Origin of the sequence: Streptomyces sp. NPDC048584, from assembly GCF_043199595.1 — a bacterium.
Lineage (GTDB): Bacteria > Actinomycetota > Actinomycetes > Streptomycetales > Streptomycetaceae > Streptomyces > Streptomyces edwardsiae.
Window position 1 is genome coordinate 85,081 of the sequence record NZ_JBICWF010000010.1, and the last position, 17,018, is coordinate 102,098.

Here is a 17,018-nt window from a genome sequence, read left to right on the forward strand (position 1 = left end):
CCCGGCGGGGTGTGCTCCGTCCTGAGGGTCGGACGTACTCCACACAAGCTGCCAAACCCATGCATGACGGAGTGTCGCGGCAGTGTGACCTCGGCTGCTGTGCATCGTGTTTCACGTGAAACGTCGCTCACTGCTGCACGGCATCATCAGTCGAGGTCGCGCCGCGGCCGAACCCCGTGACCGGAAGCCTCTCGGAGCTCTTGGAGACGATCCCGTTCCCGGCGGACCATCGTCCCCCTCAGGGGGAACCGAGTTGTCCACAGAGGTGGAATTCTCCACAGAACGCCAGGGCTCACTGGTTCATGACCCCGAAGGCATGGGAGGCTCTGTGCATAGCGAGCCTGAAGTCGAGGAGAGTGAATCCTTGCGGTCCGACGCCAACATCGCGGGACCGATGACCGATCCGGTCCCCGGTCCCCGTACCGAGTCCATGGGAGCGGATGTTTCACGTGAAACGCCGCCTCCGATGGACGACACTCCCATCGGTCGTACTGCCCAACTGGCGGTGGAGGCTCTGGGGCGAGCCGGTGAGGGCCTGCCACGGCCCGAGCAGACCCGCGTCATCGTGGTCGCCAACCAGAAGGGCGGTGTCGGCAAGACGACGACCACCGTCAATCTCGCCGCGTCGCTCGCTCTGCACGGCAGCCGTGTTCTGGTGGTCGACCTCGATCCCCAGGGCAATGCGTCCACGGCCCTGGGTATCGACCACCACGCCGAAGTCCCCTCCATCTACGACGTCCTGGTGGAGAGCAAGCCGCTTGCGGAGGTCGTCCAGCCGGTCCCCGATGTCGAGGGACTCTTCTGCGCGCCCGCCACCATCGATCTCGCCGGTGCGGAGATCGAGCTGGTGTCGCTGGTGGCGCGCGAAAGCCGGCTGCAGCGGGCGATCCAGGCATATGAGCAGCCGCTGGACTACATCCTCATCGACTGCCCGCCCTCGCTGGGCCTGCTGACCGTCAACGCGTTGGTGGCCGGCCAGGAGGTCCTGATCCCGATCCAGTGCGAGTACTACGCACTGGAAGGGCTGGGGCAACTGCTCCGCAATGTCGACCTGGTACGGGGACACCTCAACCCCACCCTGCACGTGTCGACGATCCTGCTCACCATGTACGACGGCCGGACGCGGCTCGCGTCCCAGGTCGCGGACGAGGTGCGCACCCACTTCGGTGACGAGGTACTGCGGACGAGCATTCCCCGCTCCGTCCGTATCTCGGAAGCGCCGAGCTACGGGCAGACGGTGCTGACTTACGATCCTGGATCGAGCGGTGCCCTCTCCTACTTCGAGGCGGCACGAGAGATCGCGCTGAGGGGCGTCGGCGTCAGCTATGACGGGTCGCAGGCCCACCTCGGCCTACAACAGAACCATCCGAGCATGGTGGAGGGCGTCCAGTGAGCGAGCGACGGAGGGGGTTGGGCCGTGGTCTCGGCGCACTGATCCCGGCTGCCCCGACAGAGAAGTCGGTGACGCCGCCGATGAGCGGCGCTGTTTCCACGTCTCCTGCGGCGGTGCCGGCACCGCCGAGCGAGCGAGGGGTGGCTGCTGCGCACTTGGCCACGCTGTCGGCCGTTTCACGTGAAACGGATGAGGCTTCGGCACACGTCCCCCCGGCCGTGCCCGCGCCGCCCATGGGTGCGCACTTCGCGGAGATCCCCCTCGACGCCATTACGCCGAACCCGCGCCAGCCGCGTGAGGTGTTCGACGAGGACGCGCTGTCCGAGCTCATCACCTCGATCAAGGAGGTCGGTCTGCTCCAGCCGGTTGTCGTACGGCAGGTAGGTCCCGAGCGCTATGAACTCATCATGGGTGAACGGCGGTGGCGGGCCTGCCATGAGGCGGGACTCGAGGCGATTCCGGCGGTCGTGCGGGCCACGGAGGACGAGAAGCTTCTTCTGGACGCGCTGCTGGAGAACCTGCACCGGGCCCAGCTGAACCCGCTGGAAGAGGCCGCGGCCTACGACCAGTTGCTGAAGGACTTCAACTGCACACAGGACCAGCTGGCGGACCGGATCGGCCGGTCCCGGCCGCAGGTGTCCAACACGCTGCGTCTCCTGAAGCTTCCCCCCACCGTTCAGCGCCGGCTGGCCGCCGGAGTGCTGTCCGCCGGACACGCACGTGCGTTGCTGTCCGTGGAGGACCCCGAGGAGCAGGACCGGCTGGCCCACCGGATCGTGGCCGAAGGGCTGTCGGTGCGGGCAGTCGAAGAGATCGTGACTCTGATGGGTTCACGGCCCCAGAAGGCCCAGCGGTCCAAGGGTCCGCGCGCCGGGGCTCTTGTCTCCCCGGCCCTGACCGATCTGGCGACGCGTCTCTCGGATCGCTTCGAGACACGAGTGAAGGTCGACCTGGGGCAGAAGAAGGGCAAGATCACCGTCGAGTTCGCCTCCATGGAGGACCTGGAGCGCATCCTCGGCAGCCTTGCTCCGGGTGAGGGACCCGTACTCCAGAAGAGTCTGGTGGACGACGACTCCGTTGAGACGGAGGACTGACGCTTCACCGGGTCCCGACGGCTGGCCGATGAACGAGCAGGGCGGACCGTGTCCGGTGTGTACCGGAACACGGTCCGCCCTTTGCTTTTTGGCGGTATCGATGGAATCGCTTCATGGATACGATGCGTTCGGATATGGCGCATCCACCCGACAGCACCTCCGAGAGCGAGGCAGGGGCCATGCGAATGCCCAGCCGCACCGGCCTGGTGAGCGCGGGGCTGGGAGTGGGCGCCGTCAGCGGCTTCATCGGCAGCCTGCTCAGGGAACGAAGCGCTCTGACAGCCGCCCGTGAGGCAGCGGGCGAAGGAAGCGAGGAACAGCCTTCATGGGCCGTCGGCTCGTACCGCTCACGCTGGACAACCTTCCGGACCTCCCCCAGCGCTGCCGCTCGTGTGTCTTCTGGGAGCTCGACCCCGTCAGCGGCGAAGCAGCGGTAGGAGCGGGTACCGCGGCGGAAGAGAAGGAATCGTGGATCTCGGCCGTCCTCCTGGACTGGGGATCCTGCGGAAGAGTCGTCTACGTCGATGACGTCCCCGTGGGCTTCGTCCTTTACGCGCCGCCCGCCTATGTGCCGCGCTCCACGGCGTTTCCCACCAGCCCCGTATCGCCCGACGCGGTGCAGCTGATGACCGCGTTCATCATGCCGGGTTACCAGGGGCAGGGGCTGGGCCGGGTGATGGTGCAGACGGTGGCCAAGGATCTGCTGCGCCGGGGCTTCAAGGCGATCGAGGCGTTCGGTGACGTCCGCTGGCAGGAGCCCGCCTGCCTTCTGCCCGCCGACCATCTGCTGGCGGTGGGCTTCAAGACGGTCCGACAGCACCCTACTCACCCCCGGCTGAGGCTGGAGCTGAGGACGACGCTCTCTTGGAAGGAAGACGTCGAGATGGCGCTGGACCGGCTGCTCGGAGCGGTGCAGAAGGAGCCGGCGTTGCGTCCCCTCTGACGCGCCTCGTACGAAGGGGCCGACCCATCTGGGCCGGCCCCTTCGTGTTTCACGTGAAACATGTGCCGCCGACGAGGCGGTCAGCTGTCACTTGGCGACGCTGATGAACTCCTCGAGGTCGCGGACGATCGCGGCCTTCGGCTTGGCACCGACGATGGTCTTGGCGACCTCGCCACCCTGGTAGACGTTCAGGGTCGGGATGGACATGACGCCGTACTTGGCGGCCGTACCCGGGTTCTCGTCGATGTTCAGCTTGACGATCTCGATCTTGTCGCCGTACTCGGCGGCGATGGCCTCGAGGGACGGGGCGATCTGGCGGCAGGGACCGCACCAGGCGGCCCAGAAATCCACCAGGACGGGCTTGTCGCTCTTGAGGACGTCCTGCTCGAAGGAGTCGTCGGTCACATGCTTCAGGGTGCCGGCCACAGCGGGCTCCTTAACTGGTTGGTGCGTGGGGTGGGCGGGGGTCAGACAGCGGTCTTCTCGGGCTCGGCCTTCTCGCCGTCCGTGAGAGCGGCGAGGAAGCGCTCTGCGTCGAGGGCGGCGGAACAGCCCGTACCGGCCGCGGTGATCGCCTGGCGGTAGGTGTGGTCGACGACGTCGCCGGCGGCGAAGACACCGGTGACGTTCGTACGCGTCGAGGGCGCCTCGACCTTCAGGTAGCCCTCTTCGTCCAGCTCCAGCTGGCCCTTGAAGAGCTCGGTGCGCGGGTCGTGACCGATCGCGATGAACAGGCCGGTCACCGGCAGGTCCGAGAGCTCGCCGGTCTTGACATTGCGCAGCCTCAGGCCCGAGAGCTTCTGGTCGCCCTGGACTTCGGCGATCTCGCTGTCCCAGACGAACGAGATCTTCGGGTCGGCGAAGGCACGCTCCTGCATCGCCTTGGAGGCACGCAGGGTGTCACGACGGTGGACGATCGTCACGGACTTCGCGAAGCGGGAGAGGAAGGTGGCCTCCTCCATCGCGGTGTCACCACCACCGATCACGGCGATGTCGTGGTCCTTGAAGAAGAAGCCGTCACAGGTGGCACACCACGAGACACCGCGGCCGGAGAGCGCGTCCTCGTTGGGCAGGCCGAGCTTGCGGTGCTGCGAGCCGGTGGTGACGATGACGGACTTCGCCTTGTGGACCGTTCCGGCGGTGTCCGTGACGGTCTTGATCTCGCCGGTCAGATCGACGGCTACCACGTCGTCCGGGATGAGCTCGGCACCGAAGCGCTCCGCCTGGGCCCGCATGTTGTCCATGAGCTCGGGGCCCATGATGCCGTCCTGGAAGCCGGGGAAGTTCTCGACATCGGTGGTGTTCATCAGCGCACCACCGGCGGTGACGGCGCCCTCGAACACCAGGGGCTTCAACGACGCACGGGCGGTGTAGAGCGCCGCCGTGTAGCCGGCGGGCCCCGAACCGATGATGATCACGTTACGGACGTCGCTCACGGCTTGATTCCTCGTCTCTGGACTGCGTCTGTCGACCGGTGGAGCTTTTTTCGGAGCTCTCACCCCACCCAACGGATCCTAAGGGGCGTACATTCCCGCCGTGTCCGGGCACACGGACACGGCCCGCTGTCGGCACGGAGAGGGCATATATACGGGATACCACGGAGGACGCAGACGAAGCGTCGGCCGTCAGTGGCGTGTGGGCCGGGCGTCAGGAGCGTGGGTAGGAATGCGTCAGCAGAACCTTCGCGGTGCCGGCCACGGAAGGGTTCTCCACGCAGGTCGCCTCGACGATGTACGCGGTCACACGGGTGGCGTCCGAGACGTCGGGAAGTACGACGAGCATCGCGTCCTTGCCCCTGAAGATTCCGGTCTCCGTGGCGAGCGCCAGGTCATTGCGACCGATGCCGTCGCTGACGCACCTCGGCACGGTGGGCCCCTTGAGAACCTTGGGATTGACGTCGCCGGGGTCCGACTGCGACCCGAAGGTGCGCTCGGGGGCGGATCCCTTCACGTCCCCTTGGCTCTGTGTGAGGAGATCGTCGACCTGCTTCTTCAGCTCGGTCTCGGAGAAGGTGTCCGAGGCGGTGGTCCGGGTGTCCTCGTCCGGCCCGGTGCCCTCGTCCATGGAGGACAGCACCACCGATCCGAGCCCCAGAGCGGCGACCGTGAACACGGTCCCCAGTACGGCGGCCCGACGTCGTCCCCCTCGGACTCGGCCCTTGCGGCCCGGCCCGGTCGTGGAGGAGCGGGGATGCCCGGACGGCCGGTCCTGAAGCGGCGACGTTTCACGTGAAACGTGCGCGTGCTCGTCGTCGGAGGACGCGGGAGAAGCACCATCGGAATCCCCGACAGCTTCGGACTCCTGGGCCGTGGCCCACGGCAGGGACTCCGCGGCCAGTGCGGCATCGATACGGCTCGCCACCTCCACGGGCATCCGCGTCGGAGCCGGAACCGTGCCGAGTAGATCCCGGATCTCCTCGAGCGATGCCTGGACGTCCGCACAGAGCGGGCACCCGTCCAGATGCCGGCGTACATCGGCGCTCCGGTCCGTCGGGAGGAGTCCCTCGATGAGGTCGGAGATCTCCGCGACGTCCGGGTGCTCCGCCCTGTCTGTCGTGGATGTCACGCTCGCCCACCTCCTCCCTTCACCGCAGCCGGGTCGTTCGATCCTGGGTCAGGCGGATCCTTCTGGTGTTGACCCGCTGCGGGTGGGACGGGCGGCCCTTGCGTCCGGTTCCGTCCCGCATCCTGATTCCTGCTCTCGGTGGTGCCGTCCGGCCGCAGATGGGTGAGCAGGGGCAGAAGTCTGGCTCTGCCTCGTGCACAGCGACTTTTCACCGTGCCGGTGGGTACGTCGAGGATGCGGGCGGCTTCGGCGACCGGATAGCCCTGCATGTCCACGAGCACGAGCGCGGCCCGCTGATCGGGCGGGAGGGTGCCCATGGCCTCGATGAGCTGGCGATGAAGGTCGTTGCGCTCCGCGGGCGCGGAGGCGGACTCGGCGGGCTCCAGCAGCTGCTCCAGCCGCTCCGTGTCGTCGACGGGCGCGGTCTTCCGGGCGGCCGCCTTGCGGGCGCGGTCCAGGCAGGCGTTCACCGTGATCCGGTGCAGCCACGTCGTGACGGCCGACTGCCCCCGGAACGTGTGGGCGGCCCGGTAGGCGGAGACAAGGGCGTCCTGGACGGCGTCGGCGGCCTCCTCACGATCCCCGAGCGTCCGCAGGGCCACGGCCCACAGCCGGTCACGGTGACGCCGCACGAGCTCACCGAAGGCGTCGGGGTCGCCCTCCACACGCCGGGCGAGGAGGTCCTGATCACTGACGCCGCCGTAGCTGCCGCCGTCTGCCATCGGACCCCCTCCCCTGGGATGCCGCGCGCTGTCAGCCGAGGATCTTGACGTCGGTGATGGCCTGCTTGTAGCCGGGCTGGCTGTAGTTGACGGAATCCTGGCCGGAGTACGGCATCGCTGTCAGCCACACCAGCACGTAGCGGCTCTTCACCGGCTTGTCGACCGTCACCTTCGCGGACGTGTTGCTCGTCGTCGTCTCACCCAGCTGCTTCATCGAGCTCAACGGTGTGGACGAGCCCAGTGAATCGGTGGCGTACAGCTTGACGGTGGTGTGATCGCCGCCGTAGCGCAGGGAGAGCGTCGCGGCCGACACCTCCTGCTCGGAGCCGAGGTCGTAGACGATGCCGACTCCGGGTTTGATCACTATCTTCGGGCCGTCGGTGTAGCTGTTGGTCCGCCAGCCCGTCGTGGTGCTGTCGTCGTACGTCAGGCCCACATCGTTCGGGTGCTGGGCGTCGCCCCCGGCCACGTACTCCTGTGCCCCCTCGATGCCGATCGGCTTGAGTGGCTTGGGCTTGTCGTCGTTCTTGTCGTCCGTGTCCGTCGTCTGGGTCTGGTTGGTGTCGTCGGACTGCTTGTCCTGCTCCAGGAGGGCGTCCGCGAGCTGCCAGCTACCCAGGCCCAGCGCGGCGATCAGCAGGGCCGAGACGGCCCACTTCAGCGCCTTGCCCGTACGGCTCTGTAGCGGAGGAGGCGGAGCCGGCACCGGCTGCGTGACACCGGGGTGCGGTGCCGGGCGGCCGTAGGTGCCCTGCTGGTACGTCGTGCGCTGGTACTCCGGAGGAGTGGTGAACGCGGGCTCCGGCGGACGGATGCGGGGCATCTCGCCGATCGCCTTCACCAGTTCCTCGGGCGTGGTGCACGCCGACTCGTGACGCGAAGCCGTGGCACCGTCGTTGACGAGCGCGCGCATGGCGAGCTCGGACAGACCGCGGTGGACACCGGCACGTACCTGGTCGGGCGGGATCAGCCCGATGTCCTTCGGCAGCCCCGACATGCCGTAGGCGTCGCTCTCGTACGGCCAGCGCTGGGTGAGCGCCGCGTACAGCAGGGCACCGATGGACTCGGTGTCGGTGCGCTGCGGGCTGTCGGAGCTGATGCCGCGCAGCGCGGCGTTCACCGCGAGGCCACGGATGCGCCACTGGCCGGTGGAGGTGCGCAGGACGGCGTTGGGGTTCAGGCGGAGATGGGCGAGGCCTTCGCGGTGGGCCGCGGCCATGGCGGCGGAGATCTGACTGACCATCTGGTAGGCGTCGTACACCTCCAGAGGGCCGGCCGCGAGAAGCGCGGTCAGTTCGGTGGCGTCGGGGAGCCACTCGTGCACGACGTAGACGACGTCGTTCTCCTCGACGGCGTCCAGGACCTGGACGAACCGCGGATCGCCCAGCAGGGCGGAGGAGCGTGCCGCGGCCAGGACGGACCGGGCACGCACGTGGTCCGCGGGCAGGATGTGCACGCCTACGGCGCGGCGGAGTTTCTCGTCCACGGCACGCCAACTGCTGAACCCGTCCAGACGGGTGACGCACTCCTCGAGGCGGTAACGCCTGGCGAGCTTGTCACCGCTGTGCAATTCGGGTGGCGAGGTCTTCGCGGGGCCGTCGGCCCCGATGTTCTCCTGTGCCTCGTCGCTGTCCGTGTCCCGCTCCCGGTTCTGGGCCACCCCGTCGGCCGTGGACTGGTCCGCCTGTGCGGTCAGCGGCTGCTCGCCGCTGTTGTCTGCCACGTCGACGGCAGCTGTGCTCCGTTCGGCCACCGTCGTTCCCTGCCTCCCCATCCCATGCGCGTCGGCCGGCTTCCGTCGCGCGCCGTTCGACGCCGAGACCAATTGTGCCCACAGTCCGCCGCTATGCACGACACACGATGGCAGACGATGGTTGTGCGCCTACCCCGTGCTTCAGCGTCCAAGGCGTCCGCGCACCATACCGACCAACGAGTTGACTTCCTCGATCCGCATCCGGCGGGCGGCCACGAAGAAGACTCCGAACAGTACGGCCCCACCGGCCAACAGCGCCGCGAACGAGCCCAGGATGCCCTGACCGAGCGTCTGCACGATGCCGTAGCAGGCCGCGCCGCTGAGCAGCGCGGCGGGAACGGAGGCGATGCACAGTCGGGCGTAGGTTCGCAGTACCCGGGCGCCGTCCAGGTCCCCGCCCAGCCGGTTGCGCAGCCGGCGCCACGCGACCCCCACGCCGATCATGTAGGACAGGCCGTACGAGGCGGCCATGCCCACCACGGCCCAGCGGGCCGGAAGCACGAGGTAGCAGATCCCCGAGGCGACCGCGTTGCCCGTGGCCACGATGACCGTGTTGTAGAAGGGGGTTCGGGTGTCCTCGTACGCGTAGAAGGCGCGCAGGACGACGTACTGCACGGAGTAGGGGATGAGGCCGAGGCCGAAGGCCATCAGCATGTAGCCCATGTTGGTGGAGGCACCGGTACCCGAGGAACCGAAGATCAGCGTGCACATCGGGATGCCGAGCGAGAGGAAGCCGAAGGCGATCGGCACGATCGCCACGGCCGTGGTGCGCAGCCCCTGGGAGATGTCGTCACGGACCGCGCCGCCGTCCGCCTCGGCTGCCGAGCGCGAGATGCGGGGCAGCAGGGCCGCCATCAGGGAGACGGTGATGATGGCCTGCGGCAGGCCCCAGATCAGCTGGGCGTTGGAGTAGGCGCTGAAGCCCGTGCCGGCGATGTTCGTGCCCTTGACCGACGCCGTGGCCAGCTGGGTGACCACCAGAGCGCCCGCCTGGTTGGCGAGGACGAACAGGATGGTCCACTTGGCGAGCATGGCCGCCTTGCCGAGGCCGTGGCCCTTCCAGTCGAAGCGCGGGCGGATGCGGAATCCGGTCTCGCGCAGGTACGGAACCATCGCCAGCGCCTGGACCACGAGTCCGAGCAGGACGCCGATGCCGAGCAGCCGCAGCCCCTCCGGCGGGATGTTCGTGACCTTCATCTTCGAGTCCGCGGCGGTGCCGTAGACCCAGATGAAGGTGCCGAGCGTGACGATGATGACGATGTTGTTCAGGACCGGGGTCCACATCATCGCGCCGAACCGGCCGCGCGCGTTGAGGATCTGGCCCATCACCACGTGAACACCCATGAAGAAGATCGAGGGCAGGAAGAAGCGGGTGAAGGTGACGGCGACGTCGTTCGCCGCGGGGTCGTCGGCGACCGAGACGGACAGGGCGCGCACCAGCAGCGGTGCGGCCAGCCACGCGAGTGCCGTGAGCGCGGCCAGGGCCACCATCACCAGGGTCAGCAGACGGTTGGCGTAAGCCTCACCCCCGTCCTCGTCGTCCTTCATCGACCGCACGAGCTGTGGCACGAAGACCGAGTTGAGGCCACCGCCGACGGTGAGGATGTAGATCATCGTCGGCAACTGGTAGGCGATCTGGAACGATTCGCCCAGCAGGGCGAGACCGAGCGCCGAGACGATCATCGCGGAGCGGATGAACCCCGTGAGGCGGGACACCATCGTGCCCGCCGCCATCACGGCGCTCGACTTCAGCAGTCCCCCCGCCCGGCCGCCCTTCTTCGGGGCGGCGGCAGCCGGTTCGGGTGCGGGCGCCTCGGCGACGGGAGGCGGAGTGGCGCCCGCGTAGTGGCCGGGTGTCGAGGACGCCGGCCCCGGCACCGGCGCGTAGGGCTGCCCGCCGCTCACCGACGCGGGGGCCGGGTGCCCGAGGCCCTGCTGCTGGTCGGGGAAGGCGCCGCTCTGCTGCTGATCGCGGAACAGATGGGCGAAGGCGTCCGGCTCCTGACGCCGGTCGCCGGCCTGTCCGACCAGGTCGTCCACGCCCACGAACTGTGTGGTGCGCGGGTCGTCGCCGTACGGCAGGTACTGGGTCGGGCCGTCGGGTTCGGGGGCCGGCGTCGGGGCCCACACGCGTGGGTCGGGGGCGTACGGCGACTGCGGCGGCTGCCCGTACAGCGGCTGCGGGGGCGGGTAGGTGCCCGGAGGCGGCGGCGGGTGGGCAGCGCGGTCGTAGAGCGCCTCGGTGACCGGGTCCTGGGCGGCGAGGTCCTGTGCGCGGTAGGGATCGGGGTCGTAGGCGTCCTGCACGTACATGTCGGCGGATGGCTGCGGCACCTGGTCGTGCCCGGGCGGCGGACCCGCGGGCGGGTCCGACTCGGGGTGGCCCGAGTTGCCCGCGGCATGGCCGCGGTCACCGTCGTACGGCGCGTTCATGGTTACCCCACCTCATCGATCCGGGCCCACGGCCACGACATCCTCAACGGTCCACTCTCTCACCCGTGCCGGACGGGTCTGCGCTTTCCGGTGCGGTGTCCGGTGCCGGGTCACTCGGCTGCTCCGGGCCGTCCGCCCGGGGGTCCGCCACGGACTCCTCGGGGAGACGCTCCTCGGAGGCTTCCGGGTTCTGCGGGGCGTCGGCGTCCGCGGCGTCCGCATCGTTCTCGCCGGTGTCCTCGTCCCGCTCTTCCGCCTCGCGGGCAGCCGCCCGCTTGCGCTGGGTGTACATCCGGAAGCCGGCGAGGACGAGCAACAGCACGCCGCCGCCGATGACCAGCATCACCGTGGCGGTGATCTCGGTGACCTTCACATCGAACGTGACCGGCTCGCCGTACCTCTCGCCGTCCTGCGTGTACAGCTGGGCGACCACCGTCGCCCGTCCGTTGGCGTTGGCGGACGTGGTGAACTTCACCGACTGGCTGTGCCCCCCGGAGACCGTGACGGGCTGCTCCTCGTAGGCGTCCCCGTCGATCTCGAGACGGGTCGGGTTGGTCGAGGTGAGCCGGAGCGTCAGGTGCTCGACGCCCTGCACCAGGTTGTTCTGGACCGTCACGGGGATGGTGGCACTGCGGCCGGAGAGCTTCGTCTCCGACTTGTCGATCAGCCTGACCTGGCCGGTGAGCGTGTCGAGGTAGGCCTCGACGCCGCTCCGGTAGATCGCGGCCTCCGACTGGCGGCCCCGCCACGACACGGACATCCCCCGGTTCAGTGCGCGTCCGAATGGTGTCACCACCCGGGACGGGTCGGAGAGGATCACCTGGAACCTGTCGAGTTTCGACTGGGTCCGTCCGATCTGCTCGAACGTCGCCCGCGGCAGCTCGTGCTTGCGCAGGGACGAGGGGTAGGAGGAGGCCGCGGGGACCTTGGTGGTGGCGGCGGGGTCCGGCTGGGCCTTGGCGGCGGAGGTGAGGTCCTGAGCCTCGGACCAGGTGCCGTCCTGGAGGGCCGTCAGGGCCTCGGCCATCGTCTGGGCCTGGCTCGCCGACGGGGTGCGCTGCGGCGCGACGACGACGCTGCGCTGCTTCCCCGTCTGCAGGCCGAGGGTCAGGCTCTGGGCCAGGAACCGCTGCACCGCGAGCGTGGAGCCGGAAGCCTTGGTCATGTCTCCCTGGAACGCCTTGGACAGCCGCGCGTCCGCGACAACGGCCGTGGTGCCGCCGCCGATGGGCCGTGCCGCGGAGGGCGTGTACGACAGGCCGCCAGTCTCCTCGAAGGTGTCGCTGCGGGCGATCACCTTGTCGGCCCCGGCGGATGTGGCGACCTTGACGATCGACGGGTCGACGGCGCCGTCGACCGGCCAGACGAAGTCCGTGGTGGACTCGACGTGGAGGATCGGCTCCACGGTCCTGGAGGCGACGTCGGTGGCCTCCTTGAGGTGGCTCAGCGAACCGGTGACGGACGTGCCGTTGTGGGCGAGGGAGGCCAGGTCGGGGTCTCCGAACGGCAGCGCGACGACCTCCTTGTCCGCCACGGCCTGCTGCACCTCGGTGAGCCAGCGCTTGGCGACCTCCTGATGGCCGCCGACGACGGTCTGGTCACCCTCGCCGGTCACCTGGTAACGGTCGGTCATCGCCTCGACGGACGCCAGCAGGTCCGGGTCGATCACCCAGGTGACGTCGAGACCCTTGCCGAGTGCCACCATCCGGTCCAGCCGGCCGCCCGGGGAGATCTCCTCGGCGAGATCGTCGTCGTGGAAGAGCGGTGTCTGCTGTTCGTCCGAGCCCGTCTCCGCCGTCATGTGGACGGTGGAGATCAGCGGCCACATGAACGTCGTCTTCGTCTTCGTGTCCGCCTCGTCGGGCTTCCACGGCAGGAACGTCCGCTGGACACCGAGGGGCTGCTCCCACGGCTGGGCGGAGGTCTGCCCGGAGAGCACCACGGCCAGCTCGTAGACGCCGTCCTGTCCGAGATCCAGCTTGTTCACCGGGACCGAGAGGGTGAAGGGCTGTGAGATGCCCGGGGTGAGCTTGTCGAACTTCTCGGTGTACTTGTCGCCGGCGTCCGCGCCGACGGCGCTCTGTATGTCGGTGCTGTTCCGGGCGACGCTGTCGATGCCGGAGCGGGTGTTCAGCAGCGGCCCCACGCTCAGCCCCACGTGGGCGTCGGTGACGGCCTGCTTGCCCTTGTTGGTCACCGTTCCGGACACGGTGACGGTGTCGCCGTCGGTGGGAGCGCCGGGAGTGAGGGTGTCGACCGAGACGGCGACCGAGCCCGTCTCGGAGGCGGCCTGCGACACCTCCGCCCCCGCGGCGTCCGCAGGGGAAGCGGCGCTCAGCTGGACGAGCCCGGCCAGCAGCGGTGCTCCGGCGAGCAGGGCTCCCGTGCGCCGCAGCCGGCGGCGGGCAGGTGAGGGAGTCGTCCCCTGGAAGTCTGCCGGTTCGGCCACGCGCTCGCCCGTCCCTCGTCTTCGTCAGTGGTCGTCGGAATGTGCGTCCACGCATGGTAACGATGCCCGCTGGGAGGAAGTGCCGCGGACCGGTCTCCAAGATCAGGGGAGGCGGGCCTTGTCCGTGTATCGGCGGGGGTGTCCGCGTGCGGTAATGAGGGCGCTGCCCGCCGTTCGGGCCACGTACTCTCTTCTGTTGTGCCGAACGCCAACGAAGAGACCAGTGCCCTGAGCCAGGCGCAGGACCGCGCCGTGAGTGAACTGCTGCGAGTCGCCCCTGTCGCCGACGACCTCGCCCGCCGATTCCAGGAGGCCGGGTTCTCACTGGCCCTGGTGGGCGGCTCGGTGCGGGACGCGCTGCTCGGCCGCCTCGGCAATGATCTGGACTTCACGACCGACGCCCGCCCGCAGGACGTACTGAAGATCATCCGCCCCTGGGCGGACGCCGTCTGGGACGTCGGGATCGCCTTCGGCACAGTCGGCGCACAGAAGGAGGCCCGTGTCGGGGACACCGCCCGGAGCTTCCAGATCGAGGTGACCACCTATCGCTCCGAGGCGTACGACCGCACCTCCCGCAAGCCGGAGGTGTCGTACGGCGACTCCATCGAGGAGGATCTGGTCCGCCGCGACTTCACGGTGAACGCCATGGCCGTGGCGCTCCCGGAGAAGCGGTTCATCGACCCCCACGGTGGCCGCGCCGATCTGGCCGCCAGGGCGCTGCGCACCCCGGGCACGCCCGAGGAGTCCTTCTCGGACGATCCGCTGCGGATGATGCGGGCCGCCCGTTTCGCCGCCCAGCTCGACTTCGAGGTGGCACCCGAGGTCGTCACGGCGATGAAGGAGATGGCGGGGCGTATCGAGATCGTCTCCGCCGAGCGCGTGCGGGACGAGCTGAACAAGCTGATCCTCTCCTCGCACCCGCGCAAGGGCCTCTCGCTGCTCGTGGACACCGGCATCGCCGAGTATGTGCTGCCCGAGCTGCCGGCCCTGCATCTGGAGCGGGACGAGCACCACCGGCACAAGGACGTCTACGACCACACGCTGATCGTCGTGGAGCAGGCGATGGCCCTGGAGGAGGACGGCCCCGATCTGACCCTCCGCCTGGCCGCCTTGCTGCACGACATCGGCAAGCCGCGTACGCGCCGCTTCGAGAAGGACGGCCGGGTCTCGTTCCACCACCATGAAATGGTCGGGGCGAAGATGACGAAGAAGCGCATGACGGCGCTCAAGTACTCCAACGAGCTGGTGAAGGACGTTTCCCGTCTCGTCGAGCTGCATCTGCGCTTCCACGGCTACGGCACGGGAGAGTGGACGGACTCGGCGGTCCGCCGCTATGTCCGTGACGCCGGACCGCTTCTCGGCCGGCTCCACAAGCTGACCCGTTCGGACTGCACCACCCGCAACCGGCGCAAGGCCGCGGCGCTCTCCCGTGCGTACGACGGCCTGGAGGATCGCATCGCGCAGCTCCAGGAGCAGGAGGAGCTGGACGCCATCCGTCCGGACCTCGACGGCAACCAGATCATGGAGATCCTCGGGGTCAAGCCGGGGCCTGCCGTGGGGCAGGCGTACAAGCATCTGCTGGAGCTCCGGCTGGAGAACGGCCCGATGGGGTACGACGCGGCGGTGGCGGCCCTCAAGGAGTGGTGGGCGGGCCAGCGCTGAGGACGCGGAACGGGGCCATGTTTCACGTGAAACATGGCCCCGCGACGAGGCGTGAGGGGTGGTGTTTCACGTGAAACATGGCCCCCCACGTCTGTCCTACTTGTCCTTCAGGCAGAGAAGGAAGCTCTTGCTGCCGTTGGTCTCCGTGTACACGTACTGGAAGTCCTTGGCCTCGGCCTCGCACTTGCTCTGAGCCGTGAGCCCGGAGTGGTTGCCCTCGATCTTGGCGAGCACGGTGTACTGCGCCTTCGCGTCACCGCAGTCGACGACCTCGAGGTCCGGGTCGTTGTCGTCCGTGCTGCCACGGTGCATGCAGTCGCCGACGGCGGCGGTGTTGGCGTCGTCCTTGCTGGCGATCCAGCCGCCGATGGCCACGCCGGCGACGATCAGGACGATGACGATGTTCTTGATCGTCTTGAAGCTGAGCTTGCGGCCCTGCTGCGGCGGCGGAACGGGGGCACCGGGCGGGGGGAATCCGGGCTGGCCCGCCTGCTGCGGGAAGCCGCCCTGGGGCTGGCCGTAGGGCTGCTGCTGGCCCTGGGCGAACGGATTGCCCTGGGGCGGCGGAGTGGTCACTTGGGATCCCCCTAGAACATGGGTGCGTGGCGCGAAAGCCGTGTTGATAAGACGCACGTAAGCTACCGGCCCGCACTGACAACTCAGTAGCCCAATAAAGCTCTGTGGCGTTGATGTGACACTTACTGGCGCTCAAAACGGGCCATAGCCGTAGCTACTGCTCCGTATATAACGGCGATTGTTACCACCAGCGGGACTGATCGGCCGTCCGGCGGGAGCATCAGGGCGGCCACTCCCGCGGCGCTGACGAAGGCCACGTTGAACAGGACGTCGTACAGGGAGAAGATGCGGCCGCGGAAGTCGTCGTCCACAGCGGCCTGGACGATGGTGTCCGTGGCGATCTTCGCGCCCTGGGTGGTCAGGCCCAGGACGAACGCCCCGGCCAGCAAAGGGCCGGAGGCGAAGGGCAGACCGAACGCCGGCTCCAGCAGGGCCGCCGCCGCAGCGCACACCACGATCCAGCGGCCGGGACCGAGCCGTCCCGCGGTCCAGGGGGTGAGTACGGCCGCGGCGAAGAAGCCGGCACCGGACACACCCAACGCCAGCCCCAGCAGGGCGAGTCCCTCGTCGGTGGTCGACGTCAGGGAGTACCGGCAGAGCATCAGCAGCATGACGAGCATCGCGCCGTAGCAGAACCGCATGAGCGACATTGCCGTCAGCGCCCACGCGGCCTCCCTGCGCCGGGGCGTGGCAAGGTGCCGTACGCCCGCCGCCAGGTCGCGAGCGGTTCCATGGAGTGCCGTGGCCAGCCGGGGACGTACCAAGGCGCGGTCGGGGCCGAGCAGTTCCTTCGCCATCCGTAGGGATGCCACGGCCGCGCACAGATACAGCGCGGCGCCCACGAGCACCACGGCCGCGTCGGAGTCGGCGAGAACCAGACGGACGACGAAGGCGAGACCGCCGCCCGCGGTCGCGGCGAGTGTGCCGGCTGTCGGGGACAGGGAGTTCGCGACGACCAGTCGCTCGGTGTCCACCACGCGCGGCAGTGCGGCGGACAGCCCGGCGAGAACGAAGCGGTTGACGCCGGTGACGCACAGGGCCGCGGCGAAGAGGAGCCAGTCGGGCACCCGGCCGAGGATCAGCAGAGCGGTCACCGAGGCCATCAGGGCACGCAGCAGATTGCCGTACAGGAAGACCTGACGGCGGCGCCAGCGGTCCAGGAGGACCCCGGCGAACGGGCCGACCACGGAGTACGGGAGGAGCAGGACCGCCATCGCGGAGGCGATCGACGTGGCCGACGTCTGCTTCTCGGGGGAGAAGACCACGTAGGAGGCGAGCGCGACCTGGAAGACACCGTCGGCGCCCTGGGAGAGCAGCCGGACGGCGAGCAGGCGTCTGAAGCCCTGAAGGCGCAGCAGAACGCGCAGGTCACGGACGACGGCCATGGGGCACAGCCTCACATAGGAAGAGGGTCTCCGGGTCGTACGA

General features: G+C 68.8%; 13 protein-coding genes. 4 read left to right on the top strand and 9 right to left on the bottom strand.

Annotated features, from left to right (window positions below):
- Nucleotides 1-316: 316 nt before the first annotated feature.
- The 3 genes from ACGFR9_RS22515 (at nt 317) to ACGFR9_RS22525 (ending at nt 3,430) form a co-directional block, all read left to right on the top strand.
- Nucleotides 317-1,393, top strand: a complete 1,077-nt coding sequence (locus ACGFR9_RS22515; RefSeq protein WP_393211440.1) for a ParA family protein — start codon at nt 317-319, stop codon at nt 1,391-1,393.
- Nucleotides 1,390-2,487, top strand: a complete 1,098-nt coding sequence (locus ACGFR9_RS22520; protein WP_393211443.1) for a ParB/RepB/Spo0J family partition protein — start codon at nt 1,390-1,392, stop codon at nt 2,485-2,487. The genes ACGFR9_RS22515 and ACGFR9_RS22520 overlap by 4 nt, the downstream gene beginning before the upstream one ends.
- 325 nt (nt 2,488-2,812) lie before the next feature.
- Nucleotides 2,813-3,430: a GNAT family N-acetyltransferase gene (locus ACGFR9_RS22525; protein ID WP_393211446.1), complete on the top strand. Its 618-nt coding sequence runs from the start codon at nt 2,813-2,815 to the stop codon at nt 3,428-3,430.
- Between the two features lie 87 nt (nt 3,431-3,517).
- Here the strand turns inward: ACGFR9_RS22525 and trxA are convergent, their stop codons facing one another.
- The 7 genes from trxA to ACGFR9_RS22560 form a co-directional block, all read right to left on the bottom strand.
- Nucleotides 3,518-3,856 (bottom strand): thioredoxin, encoded by a 339-nt coding sequence (trxA, locus tag ACGFR9_RS22530; protein ID WP_030215428.1) that lies wholly within the window; start codon nt 3,854-3,856, stop codon nt 3,518-3,520.
- Between the two features lie 41 nt (nt 3,857-3,897).
- A complete protein-coding gene (trxB, locus tag ACGFR9_RS22535) occupies nt 3,898-4,866 on the bottom strand; it encodes a thioredoxin-disulfide reductase (protein ID WP_393211449.1) in 969 nt (322 codons plus the stop codon).
- A gap of 211 nt (nt 4,867-5,077) precedes the next feature.
- Complete coding sequence (locus ACGFR9_RS22540; protein WP_393211452.1) at nt 5,078-5,995, bottom strand: anti-sigma factor family protein; 918 nt, start codon at nt 5,993-5,995, stop codon at nt 5,078-5,080.
- The gene (gene sigM, locus ACGFR9_RS22545) at nt 5,992-6,717 is read right to left on the bottom strand and encodes an RNA polymerase sigma factor SigM (RefSeq protein WP_393211455.1); all 726 of its coding nucleotides are present in this window, start codon (nt 6,715-6,717) and stop codon (nt 5,992-5,994) included. Before sigM ends, ACGFR9_RS22540 begins: the two co-directional genes overlap by 4 nt.
- A gap of 31 nt (nt 6,718-6,748) precedes the next feature.
- The gene (locus ACGFR9_RS22550; RefSeq protein WP_393211458.1) at nt 6,749-8,470 is read right to left on the bottom strand and encodes a protein kinase family protein; all 1,722 of its coding nucleotides are present in this window, start codon (nt 8,468-8,470) and stop codon (nt 6,749-6,751) included.
- 141 nt (nt 8,471-8,611) lie between these two features.
- A complete protein-coding gene (murJ, locus tag ACGFR9_RS22555; RefSeq protein ID WP_393211461.1) occupies nt 8,612-10,903 on the bottom strand; it encodes a murein biosynthesis integral membrane protein MurJ in 2,292 nt (763 codons plus the stop codon).
- Nucleotides 10,904-10,946: 43 nt separating this feature from the next.
- A complete protein-coding gene (locus ACGFR9_RS22560) occupies nt 10,947-13,352 on the bottom strand; it encodes a DUF6049 family protein (RefSeq protein ID WP_393211464.1) in 2,406 nt (801 codons plus the stop codon).
- Between the two features lie 198 nt (nt 13,353-13,550).
- Here ACGFR9_RS22560 and ACGFR9_RS22565 point away from each other — a divergent pair, with 198 nt between their 5' ends.
- The gene (locus ACGFR9_RS22565) at nt 13,551-15,014 is read left to right on the top strand and encodes a CCA tRNA nucleotidyltransferase (protein WP_393211467.1); all 1,464 of its coding nucleotides are present in this window, start codon (nt 13,551-13,553) and stop codon (nt 15,012-15,014) included.
- A gap of 96 nt (nt 15,015-15,110) precedes the next feature.
- Here ACGFR9_RS22565 and ACGFR9_RS22570 read toward each other — a convergent pair whose 3' ends face one another.
- The gene (locus ACGFR9_RS22570) at nt 15,111-15,590 is read right to left on the bottom strand and encodes a hypothetical protein (RefSeq protein WP_393211470.1); all 480 of its coding nucleotides are present in this window, start codon (nt 15,588-15,590) and stop codon (nt 15,111-15,113) included.
- 122 nt (nt 15,591-15,712) lie between these two features.
- Nucleotides 15,713-16,975, bottom strand: coding sequence for an MFS transporter (locus tag ACGFR9_RS22575; protein ID WP_393211473.1), 1,263 nt, complete (start codon nt 16,973-16,975; stop codon nt 15,713-15,715).
- Nucleotides 16,976-17,018: the final 43 nt, after the last annotated feature.